The 22,390-nt window shown below is 36.8% G+C and carries 18 protein-coding genes; 8 read left to right on the top strand and 10 right to left on the bottom strand.

Annotated elements, in window-relative coordinates:
- Positions 1 to 7: 7 nt before the first annotated feature.
- The gene (locus P0Y49_18675) at positions 8 to 1,885 is read right to left on the bottom strand and encodes a CocE/NonD family hydrolase (GenBank protein WEK18804.1); all 1,878 of its coding nucleotides are present in this window, start codon (positions 1,883 to 1,885) and stop codon (positions 8 to 10) included.
- A gap of 98 nt (positions 1,886 to 1,983) precedes the next feature.
- Here P0Y49_18675 and lpdA point away from each other — a divergent pair, with 98 nt between their 5' ends.
- Positions 1,984 to 3,387 (top strand): dihydrolipoyl dehydrogenase, encoded by a 1,404-nt coding sequence (gene lpdA / locus P0Y49_18670; protein ID WEK18803.1) that lies wholly within the window; start codon positions 1,984 to 1,986, stop codon positions 3,385 to 3,387.
- Positions 3,388 to 3,550: 163 nt separating this feature from the next.
- Here lpdA and P0Y49_18665 read toward each other — a convergent pair whose 3' ends face one another.
- From P0Y49_18665 to P0Y49_18630, 8 genes are all read right to left on the bottom strand, one after another.
- Positions 3,551 to 4,024: a hypothetical protein gene (locus P0Y49_18665; protein WEK18802.1), complete on the bottom strand. Its 474-nt coding sequence runs from the start codon at positions 4,022 to 4,024 to the stop codon at positions 3,551 to 3,553.
- A 220-nt stretch (positions 4,025 to 4,244) separates the two neighbouring features.
- Positions 4,245 to 5,603, bottom strand: a complete 1,359-nt coding sequence (locus P0Y49_18660) for a hypothetical protein (GenBank protein ID WEK18801.1) — start codon at positions 5,601 to 5,603, stop codon at positions 4,245 to 4,247.
- A gap of 1 nt (position 5,604) precedes the next feature.
- Complete coding sequence (locus P0Y49_18655) at positions 5,605 to 5,856, bottom strand: hypothetical protein (protein WEK18800.1); 252 nt, start codon at positions 5,854 to 5,856, stop codon at positions 5,605 to 5,607.
- Positions 5,857 to 6,536: 680 nt separating this feature from the next.
- Positions 6,537 to 9,728, bottom strand: a complete 3,192-nt coding sequence (locus P0Y49_18650) for an efflux RND transporter permease subunit (GenBank protein ID WEK18799.1) — start codon at positions 9,726 to 9,728, stop codon at positions 6,537 to 6,539.
- 7 nt (positions 9,729 to 9,735) lie between these two features.
- Positions 9,736 to 10,800, bottom strand: a complete 1,065-nt coding sequence (locus tag P0Y49_18645) for an efflux RND transporter periplasmic adaptor subunit (protein ID WEK18798.1) — start codon at positions 10,798 to 10,800, stop codon at positions 9,736 to 9,738.
- Entirely contained in the window at positions 10,800 to 12,128 is a 1,329-nt protein-coding gene (locus P0Y49_18640; GenBank protein WEK18797.1) for a TolC family protein, read from the bottom strand. Before P0Y49_18640 ends, P0Y49_18645 begins: the two co-directional genes overlap by 1 nt.
- A 33-nt stretch (positions 12,129 to 12,161) precedes the next feature.
- Positions 12,162 to 12,773, bottom strand: coding sequence for a TetR/AcrR family transcriptional regulator (locus P0Y49_18635; GenBank protein ID WEK18796.1), 612 nt, complete (start codon positions 12,771 to 12,773; stop codon positions 12,162 to 12,164).
- 111 nt (positions 12,774 to 12,884) lie between these two features.
- The gene (locus P0Y49_18630) at positions 12,885 to 13,499 is read right to left on the bottom strand and encodes a TetR/AcrR family transcriptional regulator (GenBank protein WEK18795.1); all 615 of its coding nucleotides are present in this window, start codon (positions 13,497 to 13,499) and stop codon (positions 12,885 to 12,887) included.
- Positions 13,500 to 13,648: 149 nt separating this feature from the next.
- Between P0Y49_18630 and murB the strand changes: the two genes are divergently transcribed.
- The 6 genes from murB (at position 13,649) to P0Y49_18600 (ending at position 20,729) form a co-directional block, all read left to right on the top strand.
- The gene (gene murB, locus P0Y49_18625) at positions 13,649 to 14,665 is read left to right on the top strand and encodes a UDP-N-acetylmuramate dehydrogenase (protein WEK18794.1); all 1,017 of its coding nucleotides are present in this window, start codon (positions 13,649 to 13,651) and stop codon (positions 14,663 to 14,665) included.
- Between the two features lie 170 nt (positions 14,666 to 14,835).
- Complete coding sequence (locus tag P0Y49_18620) at positions 14,836 to 15,366, top strand: RNA polymerase sigma factor (protein WEK18793.1); 531 nt, start codon at positions 14,836 to 14,838, stop codon at positions 15,364 to 15,366.
- Between the two features lie 103 nt (positions 15,367 to 15,469).
- Complete coding sequence (locus P0Y49_18615; protein ID WEK18792.1) at positions 15,470 to 16,144, top strand: response regulator transcription factor; 675 nt, start codon at positions 15,470 to 15,472, stop codon at positions 16,142 to 16,144.
- Entirely contained in the window at positions 16,141 to 17,421 is a 1,281-nt protein-coding gene (locus P0Y49_18610) for a HAMP domain-containing sensor histidine kinase (GenBank protein WEK18791.1), read from the top strand. The genes P0Y49_18615 and P0Y49_18610 overlap by 4 nt, the downstream gene beginning before the upstream one ends.
- Positions 17,422 to 17,493: 72 nt before the next feature.
- Positions 17,494 to 19,896, top strand: coding sequence for a TonB-dependent receptor (locus P0Y49_18605; protein ID WEK18790.1), 2,403 nt, complete (start codon positions 17,494 to 17,496; stop codon positions 19,894 to 19,896).
- 56 nt (positions 19,897 to 19,952) lie between these two features.
- On the top strand, positions 19,953 to 20,729 hold the full coding sequence (locus tag P0Y49_18600; protein WEK18789.1) for a phosphatase PAP2 family protein: 777 nt from the start codon (positions 19,953 to 19,955) through the stop codon (positions 20,727 to 20,729).
- A gap of 422 nt (positions 20,730 to 21,151) precedes the next feature.
- On the opposite strand, the gene P0Y49_18595 is transcribed toward P0Y49_18600, so the two are convergent.
- On the bottom strand, positions 21,152 to 21,358 hold the full coding sequence (locus tag P0Y49_18595; protein WEK18788.1) for a DUF5808 domain-containing protein: 207 nt from the start codon (positions 21,356 to 21,358) through the stop codon (positions 21,152 to 21,154).
- A gap of 609 nt (positions 21,359 to 21,967) precedes the next feature.
- Between P0Y49_18595 and P0Y49_18590 the strand changes: the two genes are divergently transcribed.
- Positions 21,968 to 22,369 (top strand): hypothetical protein, encoded by a 402-nt coding sequence (locus P0Y49_18590; GenBank protein WEK18787.1) that lies wholly within the window; start codon positions 21,968 to 21,970, stop codon positions 22,367 to 22,369.
- Positions 22,370 to 22,390: the final 21 nt, after the last annotated feature.

Genomic DNA, 22,390 nt, shown 5'->3' with positions numbered 1-22,390 from the left:
TATCAGCTTATGGTTTTAATACGGTTAGGGTAAGTGCAGAAGCATTGTTTACATCGTGAAATATGCGATGTGTGGCTTTTTGAAAATCTGAAGGAGCTGCCTGATAGATATCCATAAATTTTTGAGGGTTTCTATCGGCTAGTGGAAACCAGGTATTCTGGACTTGTACCATGATGCGATGCCCTTTTTTAAAGGTGTGTGCAACATCCGGAAGGGCATAATTTACTTTGGTAACCATGCCTGGAACAAATGGTTCTGGTTTTTCAAAGCTGTTGCGGTATTTACCCCGCATGATTTCGCCACGTACCAACATTTGATAACCACCCATGATGATATTGCGTGGATTAGGGGAGGGAGCAGGACTATCTTCAGGATATACATCAATAAGTTTAACTACATAATCGGCATCTGTACCAGTAGTAGAAACGACCAGATTGGCCAGAACGGGACCAGCAAGGGTAAGGTCTTCCGTTAAAATATCGGTCTGGTATACTTTTACATCCGGTCGGCGGGAAGCAAAACGCTGGTCATCTATCATGTATTCGCGTGTTCTTTTGGCTTGAACTCCTGCCTGGTAGGGAACCGGGCTGTTCGGGTCGCTCACATATTCATCCCAGCTATCTGTTCTTTGTACTTTATCAAAGCCCAACTTTCCATTTGGCTGGAAGTACAATGTTTTATTTTCTGTTTCATTAGGTGGCCATGTGCTGAACTTTTTCCATTCGTTGCTACCAGTTATAAAGATATTTGCTTCGGCCGGACTAAAGCTACCTTCGCCTTTCAGGTGGTATTTAAAGAAAGGAAGTTCGAAATTTTCCTGGTAATAGGTACTGGTTGGCTGACCAAAATTGATGTCGCCAAAGCTATCGCCTTTGCCGCGTACCCAGCCACCATGAAACCATGGGCCTGCTACCAGAATATTATTGGCACCGGGGTTTTGTTTCTTAATTGTCTTGTAGGTTGCAAAAGCTCCATAAGCATCTTCAGCATCGAAGAAGCCACCCACAACCATTACTGCAGGCTTTACATGGGTAAGGTATTGTTGGATACTTCTTGCTCTCCAAAAGGTATCGAGGTTTGGATGGGCAAATAAATTGTTCCAGAACTTGATGCTGTCGGCAAAATATTTCTCTTTTAAGTTCTTAACCGATCCAGCTTCCAGGTAAAAACGGTAATTGTCTTGAATTGGAAATTTAAAACCCTTAGGTCCTTTATCAGGGGTAATGGGCTGTGGTCTTGGAACACCAAAAGTGCTCATAAAGCTAAAGGCGTCACACAAAAATAGGACGCCATTGTGGTGAAAATCATCACCAAGGTACCAATCGGTAACCGGAGCTTGTGGAGAAACCGCTTTTAATGAAGGATGTGCACCTGGCAAGGAGGTGGTTGAATAAAAGCCCGGATAGGAGATCCCATAAATGCCGACTTTGCCATTGTTGTTTTTAATGTTTTTTACCAACCAGTCAATCGTATCATAGGTGTCAGAACTTTCGTCGATGTCCTTTTTACTTTTTTTATTTGCTATTTGTGGCCTGATGTCTTCGAAATCGCCCTCACTCATCCATTTACCCCTTACATCCTGGTATACAAAAATGAAGCCTTCTCTCATTTCGGCAGGGAAATTGCCCAGGCTTGTTTTATAATTCGTTTCACCATATGGTGAAACTGTATAGGGTGTTCGGTTAAGCAGGATAGGATATTTTTTACTTTGATCCTTAGGGATATAAATGGAGGTAAAGAGTTTGATGCCATCTCGCATAGTGATGCGCCTTTCTATTTTTGTGTAGTTTTCCCGTACGTATGCTGAGTCGGTTTGTTGTGCAAATAGGGAAGGGGCTGCAAAAAGCAGCAGAATGGCAAGCCAGAAGGATTTAACAGGAACCATAAGTCAAGGTTTTTTAAGTCATAAATATATGGAATTGGTTAATAATTGACTGATATTCACATTAGGTTTCTTAACTTTACGCAAAAAAAATCCTTAATATGCAATACGATGTAGTTGTAATTGGCTCGGGCCCGGGCGGTTATGTTGGAGCGATCAGATGCGCCCAATTAGGCTTAAAAACGGCAGTTATAGAAAAATATAAAACTTTTGGTGGTACCTGTTTGAATGTAGGTTGTATTCCATCAAAAGCCTTGTTAGACTCTTCAGAACATTTTCACAATGCAGCTCACACATTTTCGACTCATGGTATCAACCTGAAAGATTTAAAGGTTGATATGGCGCAAATGATTGCGCGCAAAGATGATGTGGTAGCTCAAAATACTGCAGGTATTCAATACCTGTTCAAAAAAAATAAGATTGATTCTTTTGAAGGCGTTGGTTCTTTTGTTGACAAAAACACTATTAAAATTACTAAAGACGGTAAGTCTGAAACAATTACCGCTAAAAATGTAATCATTGCTTCGGGTTCTAAACCTACAGCATTGCCTTTCTTACCAATCGATAAAAAACGCATCATTACTTCTACTGAAGCTTTAAATATTACTGAGGTTCCAAAACAAATGATTGTTATTGGTGGCGGGGTAATTGGCTTAGAGTTAGGTTCTGTATATGCGCGTTTAGGAACTAAGGTTTCTGTAATTGAGTTTATGCCTTCTATTATAGGTACAATGGATGCAGGTTTAGGTAAAGAGCTGCAACGTGTATTGAAAAAATCTCTTGGTATGGAGTTCTTCATGGGCCATAAAGTGACCGGAGCTACTGTTAAAGGTAAAAAAGTAACTGTTACGGCTACTAATGCTAAAGGTGAAGAGGTTAGCTTTGAAGCTGATTATTGCATCGTTGCGGTTGGACGTACAGCTTATACTGAAGGATTGGGCTTAGAAAATATCGGCATCAAAACTGAAGAAAGAGGAAACAAAATTCCTGTAAATGATCATCTTGAAACTACTGTGCCAGGTGTATATGCTATTGGTGATGTAATTAAAGGTGCGATGCTTGCGCATAAAGCGGAAGATGAAGGTATTTATGTTGCAGAGAGACTTGCAGGACAAAAACCACATATCAATTACAACTTGATTCCAGGTGTTGTTTATACTTGGCCTGAGGTTGCCTCAGTAGGTTATACTGAAGAGCAATTGAAAGAGCAAGGTATTCAATACAAAGCAGGTTCATTCCCTTTCAAAGCTAGTGGACGTGCTAAAGCTAGTATGGATACTGATGGTTTTGTAAAAGTATTGGCAGATGCTAAAACTGACGAAATTTTAGGTGTACACATGATTGGCCCACGTGCTGCAGATATGATCGCTGAGGCGGTTGTAGCTATGGAGTTCCGCGCATCGGCTGAAGATATTGCAAGAATTTGCCATGCTCACCCAACTTATACTGAAGCATTGAAAGAAGCAGCAATGGCTGCAACTGAAAACAGGGCAATACATATTTAGTATCCTGTTTAGCTAAAATAAAAAAAACCGGAGGATGAATAATCTTCCGGTTTTTTTGTGGGAATCGTAGTCATAAAAAAAAGATGAGGTTGAGCCCATTATTCTTTATAGATTGGCTAAAATGTTCTCGGCTTTGTGTTTGATCTAGAAAAGTATTGCATTATCAATTACCATTTGATCTTTCAATATTATCAATTTTTAAAAGCTCTTTAAAAGAGATATTTCCGATGGTAAATAGAATATTTGCTTCTTCCCTATGAAGATGTGATGCGAAAATTTCGAACCCATCTTGTCGCCAGTTCAAAAAATCGAAATCACCTGCATCATAATCTTCAACGGTTATATTCACAGGATATCCTAGTTGATTAGTTATTTTATTAAAACCGAGCATATCTTTGATTTTTGCACTAAAATATATTGTAAACTCAGTTTTGCTCTTGATATACGCATCAATAGTAAGGCTTGGAATCCCATAAAAATTAAATGAAATTGATTTGTCTTTAATGATCCTATTAATTCGATACATAAATAATGGGGCGAATGGACTCAATGGGGACTGATCTTCATTTGAAGTAAAATTTTGATTAATAAATTGTATTGCCTTTGTTTTGTCATTAATTATTGTGCTTAAGTCCATATTTTGTGCCTTAGTTTTTTCTACTAAAAAAAGGAAAAAAAATGATTAATCTCAGTAAGAAAGTGGGGTGAAACTAAAAAGAGCCTGAAATCATGATTTATGATACAAGCTCTTTCAAATTCATCTATTATATACAGATGATTAATTAAATTATATTATGATTATAGTCTTAAAAAACAACATTATCTAATTGATTTGTTTGTAAGTAATAATACACTACCTAATTTGCCGGGTATGCATAAAATGCTACGCCAACTCTTGACCAATTGGAATACTGAAGATGAATATTAGGATTTGAAGTAGTATAATGATTAACACTCCCTCCATTATACCCAAACAAATATATTGGAATAGTACCGGGAACTTGAGTTGAGTATGCATAAAATGAAATGCCCCTGTATTCCCAATTAGCATAACCATTAACAGCATTCCTATCAGTAGATATAAAGTGATCTACAACAGAGTCATTATAAAATAAATAAACAGGAACTGTTTCTGGAGCTTGGATTTTAAAAGCTTTAAAATCAACTCCCAAGGATTGCCAACCAGTGAACCCAGTTGTGGCATCTATTTCTGGCGAAGCATAATGATCATGTCCGGCACCATAATAGAATTGATAAATCGGCACTGGAGATAGATTTTGAAGAATATAAAATTTTATGCCATCAAATCTGTAGCCAGGAAATATGTCTGGAGAGTTTGAATATCGATGAAAGCTTCCCAATGATGAAGAATAATTTTCATAAACAGGAAAAGCATTAGTTTCTTGATTTTCATAAACATAACAAACAATTCCATCGTAGTTGTAACCGGAAGTTGTCGTTAATGTAATGGTGTAATAAGAATTTCCATTAGTGGGATGAGTATACCTATACAAAGGAACAGTTCCCGTTTTAGCAGAAGTAAAAACATATCCAAAAATGCCATTATATGTGAAGCCAGGGTAGCTTGAATAGTACGTAGTGGACAACTGTCTTTTTTTTCCAGATATGTATTCGTAGAGAGGAACAGAACCAATTTCTGGCGCAGTAAATGCAGGAGGGACACCTATTACCGGGTTTCCTGAATCTGGCGTTGCTGTTCCCGGTATAAAATCATAAGCGATGACTCCTCCGTTTGATACATATGCCTCAGTACGCCATCCAGACTCAGGGACATTGGGCTTATAGTTTTCGTAGAGAATATAAATCTTCGATCCAATTGATAATTTTGAATGGTCAATAACGGTTGTTAACTCTTTGTATAATGTTGCCGTATAAAGTTGAAAATCACCATTTTTAAATGTGTATGCACCATTAAAAAATTTATATTCATTACCCTCTTTGTAGCCTAGTCCTATCTTCATATTAACAGGATACCAAGTATTATTTCCGCTTGAAGATCTGGACATATCTATATAATATTTAACAGTTGTTGTCGTACCGTTACTGAGTTTGATCTTTTCTCCATCCAAATAGGCATTAGGAATAGTCACATTGTCAATATTTCCATATATTCCCTGACCTGGATTTTGAGCTTTCGACACTACATATAAAGAGATGAATAAGGTCAATAATAAAAGCGTTTTTAAATATTTCATTTTATTTCGTAATAGAGTTTAAATAGAACCGTGTTAATTTCTCAAGGTTAACCTGATCTACACCTCGCAATGAAAACTGTTGAGTTTTTTCGTCATATCTAATATCATTGACATCAACATTGATCCTATTTGCAAAATACTTTGTTAAAGTAGGAATATCTACTCTCTGTGTTGTTGTACCTGCATTTTGCACCTCTAACTCCGTTTGTTTACAACCCAGTAAAGCAGTGAATGTAAAAAATGCAAGTAGCATTGCTTGTTTTGTTAATTTTAACATAATTGTATTTAAAATAATACCTACTCTTTTTAAGATTTTCGGCCTCCTCTAAGATTTTAATGTGATTAATAGTTTTATTCCGAAACCTGATCAACTGATCAAATAGTTATGGAGATATTTTAAGACTTCATAAAACAGGGCGTAGATTTACACTCCTTAAATAGATCAATATAAAAGTCCATTATTTGAGAGTGCTTAGTTCCATAATTTATTCAGTTATTTTTTATAAAACTATTCACAAAGCAGTTAAAATATATTTGTTTTACGCGAAAGCCTATTTTTGCTACGTGAATGTATGTCGCTATTACGTGAATGAAAACCTACTATAAGTCACTAAAATGATATAGTTAAATTTTTAAAATAGTAGCAAAAAAAAGAGGTTCAACATTGATTAAATCATTGACCATCCGTACGGTATGGCGGTATAAAACCATCAAGATTGGGCGGAAACGCTTGGTGGTAGGGGCTAAAAATAGATTTTCTTATTGCCTATTTTACTAATGATTGTTATTTAAATGTTTGAAAATAAATGGTTTAAATCAAGTAGCAACAGGAAAGTACTGACTTAAGTAACTTAAGATCGGTAAGAAATAAGATTCATGAACTGAAAAGGGCCTGAAATCATGATTTCAGGCCCTTTTTATTAGTTTAAAATATTAATGAACGTGGTCCATTTCATATTCTTTCACTTCTTTATGTGTATAAGGTTCTACCATTAATTCTTCCATGGTTTTGCCTTTTTTGTTGAAGCCTAAACGCTCCAGGATATTGTCAAATACCTGGTACATTACCGGAACCACGATAAGGGTTAGGAATAATGAACTGGTTAGACCACCAATAATTACCCATGCCAAACCATTTTTCCATTCTGCACCGGCACCACTTGCCAATGCAATTGGCAACATACCAATAACCATGGCGATGGTAGTCATCAGGATTGGACGTAAACGAGCGTGGTTAGCAAGAACCAATGCTTCGTGAGTAGTCTTTCCTTCTGCTTTCATCTGGTTGGTAAAATCGACCAGGATGATCGCATTCTTAGCCACCAAACCGATCAACATGATCAATCCCAGGATGGTAAAGATACCTAATGATTGGTTTGCTAAAGCAAGTGCCAATAGGGCTCCGATAACCGATAGTGGGATCGAGAACATTACTACCAGTGGGTAAATGAAACTGTCGTACAAGGCAACCATAATCAGGTATACCAATATGATAGATGCCAATAAAGCGATACCTAATGTACCAAAACCTTCACTTTGGTTTTCCTGATCACCACCCCATACGTAAGATACGCCTGTAGGTTTTTTCAGTTTACCACTTTTCTCCAGATCTTCCAGTTGTTTTTGGAAGTCAGCCACAATAGTACCTGTTGGTCTACCGATAGACTGTGCCTGTACTGATACTGAAGTACTCTTATCACGTCTTTCCAGCTGACTTGGACCTGAACCTTCTTTGATCTCTGCGAATTGTGATAATTTAACCTGTTGACCGCTAGAATTGATAAAGATCAGGTTTCTTACATCGTCAATGTTTTTACGATTAAATGCCTGGTAACGGATATTGATGTCATATTCGTACTCGCCCTGACGGAATTTACCATCGGTGTTACCACTAAAAGCGGTTTGCATTGTAGTACCTACCGTTTGTAAGGTCAAGCCTAAAGCTGCCATCTTATCACGATCAACCTGAACGTTAATCTCCGGACTACCTTTTTCTACAGATAATTTGATCTCTGCAGAACCTTTAATACCAGCCAGTACATTTTTTGCTCCTTCTGCATATTGTAAGGCACTTTCCAAATCAGGACCCATTACGACCAGTTGGATAGGTGCGTTTTCTGCAATACCCAGGATACTGATAGGAACTGTTTTTACTTTTACGCCTACCAGGTAGTGCGCAAGCTCACGACTTATTTTAGTAGCATAAATACTTGATTCGTCCTGACGATCTTTACGGTCTACCAATTTAACATTGATCTCTGATTTGTACGCAGTTGCCTGTGTACCACCCATATCACCACTTGCCTGACCAACTGTTGTGATCATTTGTACAATCTCTTTTTTCTTGCTTAAGAAAGCTTCAGCTTTTTGAGTTATCTGATTGGTTTTCTCAATAGAAGCATCTTTAGGTAATTCTAGCTGAACAAGGAATTCGCCTTTATCACTCTTAGGGAAAAACTCTGTACCAATGAAACCATATTTGGTTAACCCGCAAGAACTAATCAACAACATAAAAACGCCTACAATTGTTATTGCTTTATGTTTTAAAGTCCACTCAAGGATGTTTGTAACCCAGTTGGTGAAGGTATGTAATTGTTTTTCGAACCATAAAATGAAGCGCCCGAAAACATTTTTACCTTCAATTTTTTCCAGTTTACCAAATCTTGAAGATAATAGTGGAACGATGGTAAATGAGGCGATGAGTGAAAGTAATGTAGCAATAATTACCACCACACAGAACTGACGAAGGATGTTAGATACCAAACCAGTACTTATTGTAATCGGGAAGAATACAACCACAATTACAAAAGTGATGGAAACAACGGTGAAACCAATTTCACTGGTTGCATCATAAGCCGCACGTACGCGGTTCTTGCCCATCTCCATATGCCTGTAGATGTTTTCCAATACCACAATAGCGTCATCTACAAGGATACCAACCACGAGTGATAAACCCAGTAGCGACATCAGGTTTAGCGTATACCCAAACATGCTGATCCCGATAAAGGTGGCAATTAATGAAGCCGGGATAGACACCATTACAATTGCAGCATTACGTAAACTGTGCAAGAAGAAAAGCATTACAAAGGCTACGAGGATAATTGCCAGAATTAAATCGTGGATTACCGCATCTGCTGACTCCAGTGTAAATATAGAACTGTCGTTTACAATCTTGATATGCAGGTCATTTGCCTGATAGTCTTTTTGTAAAGTTTCAATTGTTTTGTGCATTTGCTTACTTACTTCTACCGCATTTGCATCTGTTTGTTTAATGATCTGAACGGCAATTGCACCTTTTCTGTCAATACGTGCAATTTTCGCTACCTCTTTCTGTGCATCCTGAACATCAGCTACATCCTTTAAACGGATTTGAGCACCTGATTTACTGGTTGCAACAACCAGGTTTCGCAACTCATCTACATTTTTGTATTTACCTGATAAACGGATTAAGATATCCTCATCATTGGTTTTAACACTTCCTGTAGGGAAATCAAGGTTGGAAGCCAGGATAGCTTGTTGAATTTGAGGAACAGATAATCCGTAGCCTTGAATTTTATCAGCATTTAAACCTACTTCAATCTCACGTTCCTGTCCGCCTACTAAGTTTACCTGAGCTACGCCACTTACCCTCGAAAGGATAGGTGCAATACGCTTATCCATCAAATCGTAAAAAGCAGCGTCGTCCATCTTTGCTGAGGCCGACATGGTGATTACAGGTAAATCATCCAGCGAGAATTTATTTAATGAAGGAGGTTTTACATCTGTAGGTAAATCGGCCAGAATCTTATTTACTTTACGCTGAGCATCATTTAACGATAAATCGATATCTGCCTTAGCGGTTAAGGTAATGGTTACGACCGACAAACTTTCGTAAGAAACAGCATTTAGTTTCTTTACGTTCTCCATAGAAGATACAGCATCCTCGATTTTCTTGGTCACCGTATTTTCTACCTCACTGGGAGATGCTCCCGGATAGATTGTTGATATTGATACTACGTTGTTTGAGAATTTAGGCAAAAGTTCATAACTCAAAGAAAAGTAGCTCAATAGTCCCAATAGTGTTAATGCGGCGAAAACCACAATAACAAGGCTGGGACGTTTTATAGAAATTTCTGTTATCTTCATGTTAATCTTATTTTACAGGGGCAACAGCGCTGCCGTCTACTAAATTGATTTGACCGCTTGTAATTACGGTTTCTCCTTCATTTAATCCTTCAAGGATCTCTACGTTTTCACCTAAAATTCTGCCTGCAATTACTTTACGTGTTTTGGCAGTGTTTCCATTCTCCAATACAAATACCTGGTTACTACTTACGCTACCCACGAATGATCCACGCGGGATAGTTAAAGCAGGAGCTTGTTTAGGGAATTTAAATATTGCAGTTCCGTACATACCGGCTTTGATATCTTGTTTTTTATTGTTTTCTACGATAAGCTCAACCGGGAAGTTTAACGAGTTGTCTGCTTTTGGAGCGATGAAACTCACTTTACCAACATAGCTATCCGTAGGGAAAACATTCGATTTAATTTGAGCCTGATCGCCAATTTTAATGCTAGCTACCTGATTCTCGTTAACGTTTACTTTCAGTTTTAACTTCGATACATCAACTATTTCAAACATCTGGGTTCCTTGTGTATTTACAAAAGCTCCAACTTCAATGTATTTTTTATTGATGATACCATCGATTGGTGATTTTACATTTGCATCACTTACTTTTCTGGAAGCGCTTTGTAATTTTAAACGCGCATTTTCAACTGCCAGTTTAGCCTGATCTAATTGTTGTTGCGTAACACCACCAGTTTTAAATGAACTGCTGTATCTGGCTTCGTCTTTGATTGCATTTTGAAGGTTAGCTTCAGCTGTTTCTTTATCTGTATTTATGATCTCTGCATCAATACGGGCTATAACCTGACCTTTAGTCACCCGATCTCCTTCTTTTACATAGATTTTGGTTACGCGACCTGCATTTTCAGATCGGAAATCTAGTTCCTGGTTCGGTGCAAATGTTCCGTTTACTGCAAAATCAAGGTCAATAGGTTCTTTTTTAATAACAGCAGTACGTACACTCACAGCCCCACCACCTTGAGCCACGATTGCCGTTTTTGCTTCGTTTTTCTTTTTATTGTTGGTTAATACCATACCAATTCCTACCAGGGCAAGTATGATTACTAAGGCTGTAATAATTCCTCTTTTCATTATAATAGCGATTTTATATTTCCGTTTGATTTGATTAATTGTATTTCAGCGACTTTATAGTTTAAAAGTGCTTGATTGTAGTTTTTCTGAGCCTCTGTTAATGAGTCTTCAGTTTCCAGCAAGTCTGTCAATGTAGCTAGTCCATTGTTGTAATTGTTTTGCGTGCTGTTGTAAATCTCTTGTGCCAATAAAACGTTCTGACGTTGTGAGATTATGGTGTTCATGTTGTCCTTTAATCCAATTTTAGCGTTCTCATAAGCTAAATTTAAACTGTTCTTTGTTTGCTTAATATCTTCTTCAGCTTTTTTAAGGTTAACATCAGCTTGACGTACTTTGGCTCTTGTGGTGAAACCATTAAAAATTGGAACTTTTAAAGTTAGTCCTACAGCAGCCATGTCGTACCAGTTGGTTGTCGAATTGCCTTTAATCATATCGAATTTATTGCCTACACCAGTATAATTATAATTGCTATTTAAGGCAAGCGTTGGGAAATATTCAGATACCTTAGCTTTCCTGTCTAGTGTGTATAAATCTTTTTGAATGTTTGCAATCTTTAGTTCGGTACGGTTATCTAAATTAATACCTGTTGACATATCCGGTAAAGATTTAACTTCGGCCAGTTCCGTTGCGGGTAAAACAATTGCAGTTTCAACCGGCATTCCCATAGAGAATTTTAATTGATTCTCTAATTGAGTAATGGTGTTTAAAACCTGAGATTTTTGTGTCTCAAGATTGGTTACTTTTACCTTTATGCGGTCTACATCAATCTTTTTGGCAAGGCCATTTTTATGTTGATTGACAGTGATTTGTTCTACAACTTTGACGTTCTTAATGTTCGTATTGATTACATCCAACTGTTGTTTGTTAACCAGAACCGCATAGTAGTTACTGGCTACTTGTTCAATAACTTGTTCTTCAGATAAATTGGCATATAAGCTGTAATATTGCTCACTTGTTTTTGCCGCTTTTAAACCGGTAAATACGGTTTGGTTAAACAATTGCTGACTTAGCTGGATTCCTGCTCCGGTATTGTATTTGGTGCCTGCTTTTGCGATCAGCGTTTCACCTGGTTTACCGATAATTTCACCTGGTAAAACAATGCTTTGTATAATCAGATTGTCTGTGAAGCTGGCATTGCCTGTAATCTGTGGTAAAGCCTGACCTCTGATCTCTTCGGTTTTATATCTGCCACCATCAATGTCAAGTTTCGCTTTACGCACATTCACGCTATTCTGGATCGCATAATTCAAGGCTTCTTTCAGTGTTAGGGACTGCTGAGCGCTTACTGTATTGGATAATAATAACCCCAATAACAATACTGGAATCATCTTTATCTGTTTAATTATTATATTCATATATAGTTATTGATTTTTTAATCCTTTAATAAATATGTTGGATAAGCTAAGCTGCCTTTCCAGTATATTTTTCATTTCTTTTTTGCTTGGGAACAGTTCTTTATTGCCATGCATGATACACAATGAAGTGATTCCGGCCAGACAATCAAGGTATAGCTCTGCAGTTTTATATACGTCTGTAGGTGCAATTTCATTTTTGTCAACAGCTGTCTGAAATAAATCTGCGTGAAACTGTATGTTTCTGGTATGCATTTTCATGACGCTCTTTTTAAGTTCATCTGAATTTAACGATGAATCGGGAGTGCCGCTTGATAAATGCAGCATATAGTACTTCTGGAAAAAACGATGTCTTATTTCTACAAAGTTGTTCATACAGTCCATAAGTGAAATGTCTGCCGTTTTTCCCTGCTCCAGATATTCAAAATAATCGTTAAATATTTTTTCTATTACTCCTAATACCAGACTGCTTTTATCAGGAAAATAATAATATAAAGAGGGTTTAGATACCGATAGGTCTTCTGCAATTTCATTCATTGTGGTTTTACTAATGCCATAATGAATGAAACGTTTTATTGCACCCTCAATAATTGTTTCTCTTTTTTTATCTGTCTCTACCATTCTACTTTTTTACTTTCTGACTTTTTTATATCAAGGGTCAAAAATACAGCCATAATTCCACATATGGAATTTTAGCTCAAAAAGTGGCGTAAACTTACAATATTATGACTGTTATTTGGCGGAATACGGCCTTAAGCCTTGCAGAAAGATCTCAGCAAACACTCTTTCCTTCAGGAAGATCTGCTTAAACTGTTCTTTTCCAGGGAAGATGTTCTTGTCTTTAGACATGATGTTAAAATGTATACCTGACAGGGCATCGATAAATATCTCGGTTGCCAGCTTTGGATTTTCTATTTCAAACTCGCCGCTCGAAATGCCACGGGTAAATAATGATCCGATGATTATGGTCTCAAAAGCTCTTGCTTTACTGAATTTTTCATAGAGATCATCCGGCAATTCGTTGCCAATAATTTGAGTAGACTCCAATAAATTGTAGTATTTCTGAATAAATGATTGTCTTTTTTGTAATAATTTAAATATTCCTTCAGTTGAAGTGCTTGCCTTATCAATTGATTTTACCAGGTCTCTGCTGATCACTTGCATCAGGTATTCGATGGCGCTTACGTATAAGCTTAATTTGTCAGGGAAATAGTAATAAAGCAGTGCTTTAGAGAAAGATACGTCTTTTGCTATCTCGGTCATAGTGGTTTTTGATAAACCATAATGCGCAAACCGTTTTAATGCCGCTTCAATAATTATACCTCTTTTTCTATCCTGATTTTCCATATAAATAACTACAATTCTCCTTTGATATAAGTTCTTTTAAAACGTAATAACAATCTAGCCGAAAAATAGGCAAAATTTTTAAATATTGCTTTTAAGATGTTTATTACAACTACTAACAATTACATTTGCGCTGTATATCTATTATATCTATGTCTATTATACAAGAAAATATATCCCTGCAATCTTATAACACATTTGGTGTAGCTGTTAGTTCAAGTTTTTTTGCTGAGATTTTTAATGAATCAGAATTAAAGGAGCTGTTGGCTCTGGATATGATTAAGAAACAGCCTCTTTTGGTATTAGGTGGGGGTAGTAATATTTTATTTACTAAAGATTTTAATGGATTAGTGATAAAGGTAAGTATACCGGGTATTACAGCTGTAGTTGAGCACAATGAAGTGTTGGTAACTGCAGGCGCAGGAGTAGTATGGAACGAATTTGTGAATTATTGTGTAAGCAGTGGTTTTGCGGGTGTTGAAAACTTAAGTCTTATTCCCGGTACTGTTGGCGCATCACCCATACAAAATATAGGTGCGTATGGTGTGGAACTTAAGGATGTTTTTTACACTTGCAGGGGTTATGAAATTGCCACTGGCGAAGAACGTGTATTTAATTTTGAGGATTGCAAATTTGGTTATCGTGATAGCGTTTTTAAAAATGAACTGAAAGGTCAATATATCATTACAGCAGTAACTTTTAAATTAAGTACCGAAGCTCATATCAACAGCAAATATGGCGCTATACAAACCGAGCTTTTAAACCGAAATATAACCAATCCAACTATTGCAGATATATCGCGTGTTGTTGCAGATATCAGGGTAAGCAAGTTGCCTGATCCTTCGACCATTGGTAATGCCGGGAGCTTTTTTAAGAATCCTGTAATAGATCGTTTAGCGTTTGAAAAGATGCTTGCGAAATTTCCGGATGTAGTTCATTATCCGGCCCCGAATGACAAAATTAAATTGGCAGCAGGTTGGCTTATAGAGCAATGCGGTTTTAAAGGTAAGGTTGTAGGTCATACCGGGACATGGAAAAACCAGGCCTTAGTCTTGGTTAATCATGGTGGTGCTACCGGGGACGAGGTGTATACTTTTTCGGAAGAAATCATAAATAAAGTGAATATAATGTTTGGTGTAATGCTGGAACGGGAAGTAAATATTCTGTAATATCCACCTGTTTGGTGTTGTTAACAGCCATAATTAATTTCTTAACATTGAATCTTATTTTTTGGTACATATCTTGTATAGAGGTTAGTATGTATTATTAAACAAATTTTGAGCGCCACTCACTCAACAAGTTGTTTGTATGTTTTTTTTAACCTTAAAACTAAAACACTATGACAAAAACTGAGTTCAACGTACAGCTGCACGACCATTCTGGTTCCTTACAGTCCTTCGCCCTAAATTTTACTAAAGACATCGAGGATGCAAATGATCTGGTGCAAGACACAATGCTTAAAGCGGTTACCTATTATGGGAAGTTCAAGGAAGGGACGAATCTGAAGGGTTGGCTGTTTACAATTATGAAGAATACGTTTATTAATAATTACAGGCGTTTGGTAAAAACAAATGCATTAATCACAAAATCAGACGATATTTCTTCTGCCAATTTGCATTACAGTGCAACAAAAAATACCAGCGAAAGTAAATTTGTAATTGGTGATATTCATAAAGCGTTATCAACATTACAACCGGAATATTATATTCCATTTGTGAAATATTTTGAAGGTTATAAATATCACGAAATAGCAGAAATGCTTGAAATTCCAATAGGTACAGTTAAAACAAGAATCCATGTCGCCCGACAAATTCTTAAGAAATACTTGAAAACCTATTCAAAAGACATTTTGGGTTCTGAAATGATTTAAATTAAGTTTTCATCCCCAAAAAGAGGCACCATAAGGTGCCTCTTTTTGTATAATGAATATTCGAATTCAGAAAATATTCAGATTACAAGTGTAGATTTACGTAATGAAAATCTTGATTATTGAAGATGAACGTGAACTGGCACAAAGTATAGCTGATTATTTATCTGAAGAAAACTATCTGTGTGAATTTGCTGCTACCTATCAGGAAGCGCTTGAAAAGATAGAAGCCTATGCGTATGATTGCATTTTATTGGATATTATGCTGCCTGGTGGAAGCGGCATGAAGATTCTGGAACGATTGAAGGGGTTAAATAAACAGGAAGGTGTAATTATAATCTCCGCTAAAAATTCGTTGGATGATAAGATACAAGGTTTACATTTTGGCGCCGATGATTACCTGGCGAAGCCATTTCATTTACCTGAACTTGCCGCAAGGATTTACTCTGTAATCAGAAGAAGGAGTTTTGCCAATACCAACATCATTCAGCAAAATGAGCTGCAAATTGATTTGCTGGGTAAATCTGTGAAAGTGCATGAGGAACTTATTCCACTAACCAAAAAAGAACTGGATTTGTTGCTTTATTTCATTGCGAACAAGAATAAAGTGGTTTCTAAAGTTGCACTTGCCGAGCACCTTTCGGGTGAGCTTGCTGATATGTTGGATAATCATGATTTTATCTATGCGCATATTAAAAACCTTAAGAGAAAACTTACAGAGGCGGGCTGTGCGAATTATTTAAAAACCATTTATGGTAGCGGTTATAAATGGGAAATATGAAGAACTTATTAAATAAGCCCTTACGGATTTTTACGCTCTACTCGTTTGTGGTATTGTTGTGCAGTATCCCTGTTTATTTCATCATTGTTGATTTAATATGGATACATGAGGTTGAGGAACACAATCACATTAAAAGCGAGGCAACAAAACAAAACCTGCGTTCCATAAAATTTGAAGATGGACAGATGGGAAAAAGCATTGCGCTTTGGAACCAGATACAGCCCGAAACGAAGCTGCGTGAGGTTGATGCTTTGCGGTCGGACAGTACCTATAATGAGTATCGCAAAAATACATATATCCCAGGTAAAGGATTTGATCGGTTTGAAGGACTGGTTACCTATTTTGAATTGAATGGTAAGTTTTATAGTCTTACCGTTGAGACTAATCTGGAAGAGAGTTATGAAACTATTTTAGCTATTACGGCTGTTACAGCATTATTTTTTATCATTTTACTGATTGGCTTTATTCGATTAAACAAAAGGATCTCTATTAAATTGTGGCAGCCGTTTTACGTTAGTCTGCAAAAGATAAAGGCTTTTGACCTGAGTAGTCTGGAAAAGCCGGAATTTGACAAGACGGATATCATTGAGTTTGAGGAGATGAATAGCAGTGTAAGCCGGTTGATGGATGGTAGCATTAGTGTTTACAAACAACAAAGGGAGTTTACAGAAAATGCTTCGCATGAGTTGCAGACTCCTCTGGCTGTAATTCAATCGAAATTAGATTTACTCTTGCAAAGTCAATCCCTTTCATCCCAGCAATCTGCAATTATTGATGAAAGCCATAAGGCTTTAACAAGGGTGTTCCGGATAAACAAAAACTTGTTGCTGCTTGCCAAAATAGAAAACCAGCAGTATGCCGGTCAGGAAAATATAAATCTGTCCCTGCAATTGGAGGAACAGATTGAGTTGCTTTCAGATTTCCTATTCACTAAAAATTTAAAGTTGCATCAGCAGATAGCACCTAACGTAAATATTGAAGGTAATAGGGTGCTGGTAGAAATTATGCTGACCAATATATTGATGAACGCGGTGCGGCATAATGTTAAAAACGGTGAAATTGGTATTTGTCTTGAGCAGGGTGAATTAATTGTTTCTAATACCGCAGTGGCATCTTTAAATCCTGAAAAACTTTTTAAACGCTTTAGTTCTGCTGCTGCTGATAGTCCGGGGAGTGGCCTGGGGCTTGCTATTGTTAAGGAAATATGTAGCCGTTATAAATGGAATGTCAGCTATAAGTTCGAAAATGGGGCTCATATTTTTGCCGTATCCTTTTAGCATTCAGAATTAATTCTAAATCAGTTGTTATTCTTGTCTCATTAAATGAAATGTGTACAAGAAAACAAAGTTATGTCTAAGATCCTTTTATTTGCAGCCTTGCTGTTTACAACGCTCTCTAAAGCTCAAACTCCTTTAATTACCATTTCTGGAGTTGTAAAAGACGGTGGAAACACCGCGGTACCTTATGTTAATGTTGCGCTTAAAAAACAAGCCGATAGTAGCTTTGTCTCCGGTACCATTACCAATGATGAAGGTATGTATACTTTTTCTGGAATAAAAAGTGGTGCTTATATAATTGAAGTTTCTGGGGTCGGATATAAAACTTACAAGCATCAAACTACAATTGGGGTAATGAGTGCATTTCTGGATCTGGGAACCATCACGTTGAAAGAAGATGCAAAGCTGTTGGAACATGTTGTCATTACCGGAAAAGCACAGGATGGAGTATCTGATAAAATGGATAAGAAGGTTTTTTCTCTTGGTAATAACCTTACTCAGTCTGGCGGGTCAGTTTTACAGGCCATGCAAAATCTTCCGGGGGTAACCGTTCAGGATGGGAAGGTTCAGCTTCGTGGAAACGATAAAATTGCAGTGCTAATTGATGGGAAACAAAATGCAATTACCGGTTTTGGCAGTCAGACCGGTTTGGATAATATACCGGCTTCTGCGATAGAGCGCATTGAAATTATTAATAATCCATCTGTACGTTATGATGCAAATGGGAATGCGGGTATCATTAATATCATCTACAAAAAGAACAGGCAGGAGGGGTTAAATGGAAAGATTGGACTGACTACTGGTTTAGGCGCATTGTGGCTGCGAAAAGATAATCTACCTGGGATAAGACCTCAATATCAGGCAACGCCTAAAGTTAATCCTTCGCTTTCCCTTAATTACCGGAAAAATAAGCTGAATACGTTCCTTCAGGCCGATTGGTTGTATACTCAAACGCTAAATCGTAATGAGTTTGCAGAACGGGTATATGATGATGGTACGGTGATTAAGCAGCAGGTAAAACGAAATAGAACAACTACATTTTCTACAGTTAAAACCGGAGTAGACTGGAATCCGGATGACAATAATACTTTTACTTTTTCGGCCTATTTAAACCGGGAGAAGATTTTAGATGATGGTGATATTCCCTATTTTAATGGTGATTTGTCTGAAAGAAGACGTTTGTGGCAATTTCTCGAAGATGAAGTAAAATATACGGCTACCGGTGCTTTGTTGTATCAGCATAAATTTAAACAACCCGGACACCTTTTAAATGCGGCTTTCAACTATACGTTTCACAGGGAAGATGAGAAGTATTTTTTTACCAATATTATGCCTTCTTTTACAGGGAAGGACTCTTTTAAGTTATTGTCTGATGAGCATGTGGCGGACCTGAATCTGGATTACATCAAGCCGCTTAAGCATGGTCGCCTTGAAAGTGGATTTAAATTAAGAAACAGGACTATTCCCACCAATATGCAGTTTTTTCCTGGATTAAACTCTCCATTGGATGTGAATGCGGGCGGATGGGCTGATTATAAAGAAATCATACCTGCCGTATATGGTAATTATGTTTTTGAGAGCAATACCTTTGAGGTGGAAGCTGGCTTAAGGTTGGAATATGTGAAAGTGAATTATGATGTAAATCCAACTCATAATACCTATAAAAGCGATGGTTATGACTATTTTCGACTTTTTCCTAATATCCGTTTAGGGTATAAGTTAAATGGGGCTAACAAACTTTCTATTTATTATAATGAGCGTGTAGACAGACCAAATGAGGTCGACATCAGGATTTTTCCAAAGTATGATGAGCCGGAAGTTATAAAGGTTGGAAACCCGACCTTGCGGCCTCAATTTACTAAAAGCTTAGAATTGGGGCATAAGGTAAGCTGGGAAAAGGGGAGTCTTTATTCTGCATTATATGGTAAACGTACAACTGCTACCATTACGCGTATTGCTACTACAGTGCCTGGTAATGCGCTTATATATAATATTTTTCAGAATGCTGGTGACAGTCAAAACGCAGGAGCTGAGCTTACTTTACAGCAAGAGCTGAGGCCATGGTTCTCGATTAATTTAAGCGGAGCTTTATATAGGAATACAATTGATGCTTTTACGGTTGAAAACAAATATCCTGTTCCAACTATTTACAGCATGGACAAGGAAAGCATTACTTCCTGGAATTCGAAGCTAAACACGATGTTTAAGCTTTCTAAAAAAACGGAGTTACAATTATCTGCCATTTATCTGGCACCCGATCTGATCCCGCAAGGGAAAATTGGTTCCAGGTTTTCAATAGATTTGGGAGTGAAAAAACAAATACAGAATGGTAAGGGCGAGTTGTTTTTAAATGGGACTGATATTTTAAATACATTGCAGATTAAAAAAGAGATTGTTGGCAACGGTTTTCGTCTAAATAGCACTGATTATTATGAAACTCAGGTGTTCAGGTTGGGTTATAGTTATAAGTTTTAAATTAATTAGGGGTTTCTGCAAAACTTTCATTTAGTTTTGCTTGTACGGAAGGTAAAATGATTATAAAGTATCAGTTAAAGATTAGCCTGGTTTTGTTGGCATTTGTTTGTGCTGTTAAAGTTCAGGGACAAACCATAGATTCATTGCCTGCAAAGGTAGTTTATAGCGAAGTCGAGTACAGGTCTATCAAGCCTAAAGCACTTATCGTACCCGCCTTTTTTATTGCTTACGGATTTACTGCACCTTATATCAAACCATTAAAAAAGCTGGATGATGATACCAATTTCGAATTGAGAGAGGATCATCCAGGGTTTGGCTTCCATGCTGATGATTACCTGCGCTATGTTCCTATTGCTGCTGTATATGGACTGGATTTGGCAGGTGTAAAAAGTAAACATAATTTTGTGGATAGAACAGCAATGTTACTTTTGTCTACCGCCATAATGGGTGCTTCTACTACCATTACCAAAAATATGACGCACAGGATGCGCCCTAATGGCTTAAATGATCAATCTTTTCCATCTGGCCATACTGCAATGGCTTTTATGGCTGCAGAGTTTATGCATCAGGAGTATAAAGATCAGTCTCCCTGGTATAGTGTAATTGGATATTCTGCTGCGCTAACTACTGCTACGCTGCGTTTATATAATGGTGCTCACTGGCTAAGCGATGTAGTTGCCGGTGCCGGATATGGTATGCTCTCTACAAAAATTTCTTACTGGGCTTATCCCTTTATAAAAGATAAGCTGTTTCACCGCAAATCAAACCAAACTGTATTGGTTCCCTTTCATCAGGATGGGCACACGGGTTTAACTTTTGTTGGTAAGCTTTGAGCTATAACATGATGAAATCTAAAAATAAATTTCCATCTTTTGCACTGATCGTCAGGATTCTTTGCCCGTTGGTTCCAGGATCTGTATGTATTTTATAATCATTCTAAGATTATAGATTAAACTCGCTTATTAACAAAAGTGATATAGAGTAATAGTAATAACATGCTAGCTACTAAACACACAGAAGGAAAGGTAATTCCATTATTATAAATAAGATAGACTCCAGTTGCTGTAACTATAATTATAGCTAAAATTATTAATCTATACCCCATTGCTATTTAATTTTTTAAGATAAATGTGCTTCCTCTCTAAAATTCACCAATGTTTAATGGTTGTTAACTTATGAGGTGCATATATTGTTTAGACAAATAAGTGATTAAAAACCCCTAGTGGTATTTGTTTATCTATATATACAGAACATCCTAATTACTGAATTTAATGCTCAGGTAAGGGATAACAACAACAATCAAAAAAATCACAATGTATGCTTTAGGGTTTGCAAAATTCAATGTCCAACCAAGAGATGAAATTCTTTTGGGCACTATAATCCTATCATCGCCTGGATTGAAATAAAAAACTCCGTATTTATAATTAGTTGGATTATTTGTGGGGTCGTTCCAGTCGCTCATAAACAGAATTATTAATTTTATCTTAAATCCAAATTGATATTGTAGCTATTATAAATGTAAGCAATAAAAAAGAGAATTCCGCTTGATCCGAAGGTAGCTCCGCAATCCGAGGTGAAGATTATTTAAACTATTCGTAATTGTTTTTAATTATTAATAAATTTAGTACATTCTTTTGAATACATGGCTTCTTAGTGCTGTTCGAATATCCATTGTAAAATATTAGTAAGATAAACGGTTTAATTTCGTTTATCTTATATCAAAACTACATAAAGCATTTAAATATGCAAAATATTAAGAAGATAAACGATTAATATTCGTTTATCTTATGTTATTTTAACAACCCTGCCAGAAAGTGTGTCGTTTCTATGAACCTTTGCTGGTTTTTGTGGTAAATTCTGATTTTTACATTGTAGGTACCATCATTTTTGTAATGGTGAATGTAGATTTTTGCATCAACTGTTGCCATTTTAACTTAAAAAAAATTGCAGTGCTACACCTTCAGTTTTTTTATTTACAAATGCTATTATAGATTTCGGCGCTTAGCTTTTATAAGTTATATTCGGTTTTAAACCACCATTAAATTAATGTCGAACATACAAAATCAAACAAATGGAAGACTATATCTCAACCTTTATTATCAATCTTGAAAATAGACCTGAAAGATTGGAAAATGTATTAAAGGAATTCGTGGGAAGGGATGAATTTGAAATCAATATCATTAAGGCCGTAAAACACGAAATTGGTGCAGCAGGTTTCTTCAAGAGCATACATTTAGCAATACGTAATGAATTGAAAAATATTCTTGATGACGATTCTGGTTCGGGCTCTGGTAAGGGTTCAGGTTCCAAACCAGGAAGCCTTCCTCCTAAAAGAAAAGCTTGTGAGCATTCGGCACGTGGAAGCAGATGTACGTACGATTATATGGGTGTAGAACAACGAGAGTGTTGTACTTCATTCTCGGCCTCTGAATTGTTTTGTTCAACTCTAATTACTGGAATTAATAAACCCTGATCACAAATTGGGACGGGCGAA

The organism is Candidatus Pedobacter colombiensis (assembly GCA_029202485.1).
Taxonomy (GTDB): domain Bacteria; phylum Bacteroidota; class Bacteroidia; order Sphingobacteriales; family Sphingobacteriaceae; genus Pedobacter; species Pedobacter colombiensis.
The sequence above is the reverse complement of the archived record's forward strand: the minus strand, read 5'-3'. Positions and strand labels throughout refer to the sequence as shown.

Coding starts and splice junctions, on each gene's coding strand:
- P0Y49_18675 (WEK18804.1), bottom strand. CDS start 1,885: ATGGTTCCTGTTAAATCCTTCTGGCTTGCCATTCTGCTGCTTTTTGCA.
- lpdA (WEK18803.1), top strand. CDS start 1,984: ATGCAATACGATGTAGTTGTAATTGGCTCGGGCCCGGGCGGTTATGTT.
- P0Y49_18665 (WEK18802.1), bottom strand. CDS start 4,024: ATGGACTTAAGCACAATAATTAATGACAAAACAAAGGCAATACAATTT.
- P0Y49_18660 (WEK18801.1), bottom strand. CDS start 5,603: ATGAAATATTTAAAAACGCTTTTATTATTGACCTTATTCATCTCTTTA.
- P0Y49_18655 (WEK18800.1), bottom strand. CDS start 5,856: ATGCTACTTGCATTTTTTACATTCACTGCTTTACTGGGTTGTAAACAA.
- P0Y49_18650 (WEK18799.1), bottom strand. CDS start 9,728: ATGAAGATAACAGAAATTTCTATAAAACGTCCCAGCCTTGTTATTGTG.
- P0Y49_18645 (WEK18798.1), bottom strand. CDS start 10,800: ATGAAAAGAGGAATTATTACAGCCTTAGTAATCATACTTGCCCTGGTA.
- P0Y49_18640 (WEK18797.1), bottom strand. CDS start 12,128: ATGATTCCAGTATTGTTATTGGGGTTATTATTATCCAATACAGTAAGC.
- P0Y49_18635 (WEK18796.1), bottom strand. CDS start 12,773: ATGGTAGAGACAGATAAAAAAAGAGAAACAATTATTGAGGGTGCAATA.
- P0Y49_18630 (WEK18795.1), bottom strand. CDS start 13,499: ATGGAAAATCAGGATAGAAAAAGAGGTATAATTATTGAAGCGGCATTA.
- murB (WEK18794.1), top strand. CDS start 13,649: ATGTCTATTATACAAGAAAATATATCCCTGCAATCTTATAACACATTT.
- P0Y49_18620 (WEK18793.1), top strand. CDS start 14,836: ATGACAAAAACTGAGTTCAACGTACAGCTGCACGACCATTCTGGTTCC.
- P0Y49_18615 (WEK18792.1), top strand. CDS start 15,470: ATGAAAATCTTGATTATTGAAGATGAACGTGAACTGGCACAAAGTATA.
- P0Y49_18610 (WEK18791.1), top strand. CDS start 16,141: ATGAAGAACTTATTAAATAAGCCCTTACGGATTTTTACGCTCTACTCG.
- P0Y49_18605 (WEK18790.1), top strand. CDS start 17,494: ATGTCTAAGATCCTTTTATTTGCAGCCTTGCTGTTTACAACGCTCTCT.
- P0Y49_18600 (WEK18789.1), top strand. CDS start 19,953: ATGATTATAAAGTATCAGTTAAAGATTAGCCTGGTTTTGTTGGCATTT.
- P0Y49_18595 (WEK18788.1), bottom strand. CDS start 21,358: ATGAGCGACTGGAACGACCCCACAAATAATCCAACTAATTATAAATAC.
- P0Y49_18590 (WEK18787.1), top strand. CDS start 21,968: ATGGAAGACTATATCTCAACCTTTATTATCAATCTTGAAAATAGACCT.